Genomic DNA, 5,321 nt, shown 5'->3' with positions numbered 1-5,321 from the left:
TAAGTGTCTTTCAATTTCTTAAAAACGCAAGAAATTGAAAACAGAAAATTCAATCAAAATTCATGCAACGTTAGTGATTAAATTAATATAAAAAATAAACCCAATTAGTGGGGATTTTTCATTTCCAACTAATTGAGTCAATGGAATAGTATATCTTTTACATTTATTTATACGTATATTTATCTACTGAATCTATTAAATAGTAGAAAGTACCATTTTTAGTTGATCAATTTCCTCAAATGTCGTTGTAGGACCAAAAGAGATCCTAAAAAATTGTCGTGCTGCTTGCATCGAATAGCCCATTGATAAAATAGCTTTTGTCCCAGATTCACTATGAATATCGCAGGCACTTCCTGTAGAAATGCATATTCCCGCTTCATTTAATTTTAGCATAACATATTGCCCCTCCAAATTTCCCATCAATACACCACAAATATTGGGCAATTGACTCTGACAGTCAATTAGTCTGCACGTATGTGGTAAATTTCTCTTAAAATATTCTCGTAGTTCATGAAAATACTGACCATTATAATGGTAATTTTCAATGGCAGAGGCAAAGGCAACAATTGCTGGTGTATCTAATGTCCCTCCTCTTAATCCACGCTCATGAGTCACACCAGGTGTTAATGAAGGAACACGGAGCTTTGGATTTATATAAACAGCCCCACACCCTTTTGGACCTCCAATTTTATGTGCTGAAATGGTAATAGCATCCACTTGCGGTTTTAACGGAAGTTTACAAAAAGACTGTACACAATCAACATGTAAGTAAATATTTGACCTTTTTGCTAACTCTGCAATTTCTTCCACAGGTTGAATAGAGCCTATTTCTGAATTAACATGTTGAATTGTTATGAGTGCCGTATCTTCGCGTATCACTTCCTGTACTTGCCTCACATGAATACACCCATTTTGTTGTAAAGGTAATCTAGTGACTATAAAACCTATTTTTTCCAAAACATTTAACGCAGCATGTACGGATGTGTGTTCTGCCTGAGATGAAATAATATGCTTCCCTTTTTTTGATGCTAATGCTAAAGATAAAATTGATATGAGATTTCCTTCGGTGCCACTTCCAGTAAAAATAACACCATCATTATTTACGCCAAGTGATTTTGCTACAACGGCTCTTGCCTGTTCAACAAAATAATTAGCTTGCCCCCCTGCATCATGTAAGCTTGCACTATTTCCATAATAACGTTTTGCTACCTCACTGTATGCTTCAAGAGAATTTGCTGACATTGGAGATGTTGCTGCGTAATCCAGATATATCATTTAAATCTTCCTTTCTATTTTTATCAGGTCTTGTTTTCTTTTTTATTTTATGTAAAGATAAGTGTCAAGACAACTGTAAAGAAGGTATGGCTACGGATGTAAAGACAGATGTACTTATTATTGGTAGTGGAATCGCGGCTCTTCAAGCAGCGCGGATACTTGCTGAACACTTTCAGGTGCAGATTGTTACAAAGTCATCTATTACTATCAGTAGTTCCTATCGTGCTCAAGGTGGAGTTGCTGCCGTTACAAGTCGAGAGGATCATCCAACATTTCATATTGCTGATACATTGACTGCTGGAGAATATCATCATGAAAGAAGGAATGTAGAAGTCCTTATAGAAGATGGCACCAAAATTATAGGTGATTTTCTCAAAGAGGGGTTCCCTGTTGATCGACAGGCAGATGGGGCTCCAGCTCTAGGCCTAGAGGGTGCACATAGTCATCGTCGTATTTTACATGCTGGTGGAGATCGTACTGGTCAGATAATGATAAATTATTTGCTTAACCAGCTACCATCTACTATCAATATTAATTGCTATGAAACAGCCTTTGAGCTTTTATTAAATACAGCCGGAGAGTGCGTGGGTGTACTAACAAAAGGAATTAATAGGACAAAACGCTATCTTGCTCATCATGTAATTCTAGCTTCTGGAGGAGCTGGCGCCCTTTATACGTGCACATCAAATTATGAAACAAATACAGGAGATGGTATCGCATTGGCCTATCGTGCTGGCGCTGCCATCAGTGATATGGAATTTATGCAGTTTCATCCAAGCTTACTTTGGAGTAATGGAGAGGTAAAGGGCTTAGTGTCTGAGGCAGTACGTGGTGCTGGTGGAATCTTTGTTGATGCACAACGTCAACCGATTATGAAAGGTTTACATGCTCAACTTGACCTAGCTCCCCGTCATATTACTGCATTTGCATTATTTAATAAACGAGCTGTAGGACAAGAAACATTTATTGATATTTCAAATATCGAGCACTTTGAAGCAAAGTTCCCTGCAATTGCACAGTTATGTCATGATAACCAGATTGATATACAAAATGGTTTGATTCCTGTAGTACCAGGTAGCCATTTCTTAATGGGTGGTGTTATAGCCGATAACATGGGGAGAACAACTATTTCAAATCTGTATGCAATTGGTGAGGTTGCTTGTACCGGGGTGCATGGTGCCAATCGTTTAGCTAGTAACTCTTTGTTAGAAGGAATTACGTTTGGACAAAGAATGGCGCAATTCATTATTAAAGCTGGTTGTAAGCAAAATAATTTTTCTATCGATGTTAAACATCATCGACAACCATTACCATTATTATTTGCGAAAGATCAATTACGACAAACAATGATGCACACATTGGGTATAGTAAGAAATCCTGTAAATATGCAACAGTTCAAACAACAACTACCGTCACTAAATACACTTCTACAAGTGGATTTAAGTGGGTTGAATCGACAAGAGCTTGAACTTTATATGATGCATATTGTCGCCACCCTAATGGTACATGCAGCTATTACACGAACAGAAACACGCGGAGCCCACATACGCTCTGATCAACCACAAAATCGTACGAAATGGGCAAATAGGTGGATTATTTTTCAACAAGGACAGATGAAAGTGAGGAATTCATTGTATGAATATCATCAAGCTCGAGGAAATGCTCAAGCAATTTTTTAACGAGGATATAGGAGATGGAGATTTATCGAGTGAATTCATTTTTTCTGCTGAACAACAGGGATCTTTTTCTTTTTATGCCAAAGAAAATGGAATTTTTTGTGGCGTACCTATAATTGAACATGGTTTCCTTCTACTTGATCGGTCGATGGATATTACGCTTCTTAAAAAAGATGGGGATGAGGTTCATGAAGGGGATATAATCGCTGTTATTAATGGATCTCTTCAGAAATTACTAATTGGGGAACGTGTAATATTGAATCTTGTTCAGCGCATGTCTGCTATCGCTACAGCTACAAATTTAGCTGTTCGTGAAACGATCGGTACGAATGCAAAAATATGTGATACTCGTAAAACAATCCCAGGACTGCGTATGTTAGATAAATATGCAGTAAGAATTGGTGGTGCCTACAATCATCGCAATGGTTTATACGATTCCATAATGTTAAAGGATAATCATATTGCCTTTGCTGGCAGTATTGCTCAGGCAGTACAGGCTGCACGTGCAAAAATTGGGCATACGGTTAAAATCGAGGTAGAAATCGAAACCAAAGCACAGCTTGATGAAGCAATTGCAGCTGGTGCAGATATCATTATGTTTGATAATCGTAGCCCAGAAGAAATAAGACAATGGCTTCCAGCTGTTCCCCCACATATTGCTACAGAAGCTTCGGGTGGCATCACACTTCATAATCTAAATAGCTATGCTAAAACGGGCATTCAATGGATTTCACTTGGAGCCCTAACACATTCAGTAAAAGCCTTTGATATTAGTGCACTTGTACAAACGAAAGGAGCTAAATCCCTTGTCCATCACTAGTTTATTGCAGCAAACGTCACTATTACCAGAGTATTACCGGACATTATCGAAAAGTGACATGGAATCTCGTATAATTGCTATAAAAAAGAAATTAGGTAGTAAGCTTTTTATTCCTGGTCATCACTATCAAAAGGATGAAGTTATTCAATTTGCTGATGCTACGGGTGATTCCTTGCAACTTGCTCAGCTATCAGCAGCTAATAAAGAGGCAGAGAATATTGTATTTTGTGGCGTCCACTTTATGGCTGAAACCGCTGATATGCTAACTAATGAACAGCAACATGTTTATTTGCCTGATATGCGGGCAGGTTGTTCAATGGCTGATATGGCTGATATTTATCAAACAGAACAAGCCTGGCCTATTCTACAGAAACTTTTTGGCGACACAATTATTCCGCTAACATATGTCAATTCCACCGCTGCTATAAAAGCATTCACTGGTCGGCATGGTGGGGCATGTGTCACATCCTCCAATGCAAAAGATATGGTCAAATGGGCATTTACACAAAAACAACGAATTTTCTTTCTACCAGATCAACATTTAGGTAGAAATACTGCATATGATTTAGGGGTTCCACTTGAAAATATGGCTGTTTGGAATCCACATTCAAATATGCTAGAGACAGAGCAGCCCCATGAAAAAATCCAAGTGATTTTATGGAAAGGTCATTGTTCTGTCCATGAAGGTTTTACAGTTGAGCATACTGAATTTGTACGTCAAACACACCCAAATATGCGCATTCTAGTTCATCCAGAATGTAGTCGTGAGGTTGTAGCAGCCGCAGATGATGCTGGCTCTACAAAATACATTATTGATACGATTAATAAAGCACCAAGTGGCTCTTCATGGGCAATCGGTACAGAAATGAACCTTGTTAATCGTATTATTACACAACATCCTGATAAGCAGATTATCTCTTTAAATAAGCATTTCTGTCCATGTCTAACTATGAATCGAATTGATCTTCCTCATCTGCTATGGTGCCTAGAAAGCATAGAGCAAGGGCAACCCCATAATCGAATTCAAGTAGATGTTCATACTGCAACAGAAGCACGTATTTCTCTCGAAAGAATGCTAATCAGAGCATAATAAACAACAAACCGTCTACTTACTTTCAGGTAGACGGTTTTATTTTTTAATAATGAATTTAATTGCTTAGTTTCCTACATAACTTGTAAAAAATATATCTCTTAAATATTTGAATTATTTACTAATCTTTAATGTATGTTATTCATGCACTTACATCATCTCAACTAAATAAAATTGAAATCAATATTTGCATTGTAAATGTAAAATGATTTAATCACCTATTTTTCCATTTCTGTAGTCTCATTATCTTTTAATCCTGAAAAGTCAGGTAAATGTTCCCCTCTCTTTAAAGTGTAATTGTAGGAATACCCCTAGAATCTATAAGAATATCGTTAAAATACAAAAAAGCAATAGATGTAAATTAACATCTACTGCTTTTCTCATATGACCCGTACGGGATTCGAACCCGTGTTACCGCCGTGAAAGGGCGGTGTCTTAACCACTTGACCAACGGGCCAAT

The 5,321-nt window shown here is 37.5% G+C and carries 4 protein-coding genes and 1 tRNA gene; 3 read left to right on the top strand and 2 right to left on the bottom strand.

From position 1 onward, the window contains the following. Positions 1-195 precede the first annotated feature (195 nt). A complete protein-coding gene (locus tag AC2CGN_RS25310; RefSeq protein ID WP_484516959.1) occupies positions 196-1,275 on the bottom strand; it encodes a cysteine desulfurase family protein in 1,080 nt (359 codons plus the stop codon). An 86-nt stretch (positions 1,276-1,361) separates the two neighbouring features. Here AC2CGN_RS25310 and nadB point away from each other — a divergent pair, with 86 nt between their 5' ends. Genes nadB through nadA form a run of 3 tightly spaced genes read left to right on the top strand, consistent with a single transcriptional unit; the run spans position 1,362 to position 4,861 of the window. After that, a complete protein-coding gene (gene nadB, locus AC2CGN_RS25305; protein WP_484516957.1) occupies positions 1,362-2,954 on the top strand; it encodes an L-aspartate oxidase in 1,593 nt (530 codons plus the stop codon). Continuing rightward, the gene (nadC, locus tag AC2CGN_RS25300; protein ID WP_429989678.1) at positions 2,911-3,771 is read left to right on the top strand and encodes a carboxylating nicotinate-nucleotide diphosphorylase; all 861 of its coding nucleotides are present in this window, start codon (positions 2,911-2,913) and stop codon (positions 3,769-3,771) included. Before nadB ends, nadC begins: the two co-directional genes overlap by 44 nt. Then, entirely contained in the window at positions 3,758-4,861 is a 1,104-nt protein-coding gene (nadA, locus tag AC2CGN_RS25295) for a quinolinate synthase NadA (RefSeq protein WP_484516955.1), read from the top strand. The genes nadC and nadA overlap by 14 nt, the downstream gene beginning before the upstream one ends. A gap of 385 nt (positions 4,862-5,246) precedes the next feature. On the opposite strand, the gene AC2CGN_RS25290 is transcribed toward nadA, so the two are convergent. Continuing rightward, positions 5,247-5,318: transfer RNA gene (locus AC2CGN_RS25290), tRNA-Glu, on the bottom strand. Positions 5,319-5,321: the final 3 nt, after the last annotated feature.

Source organism: Lysinibacillus sp. DFXJR4 (genome assembly GCF_057196045.1).
Note: the sequence above shows the minus strand (reverse complement) of the source record. Positions and strands in the feature narration are given on the sequence as shown.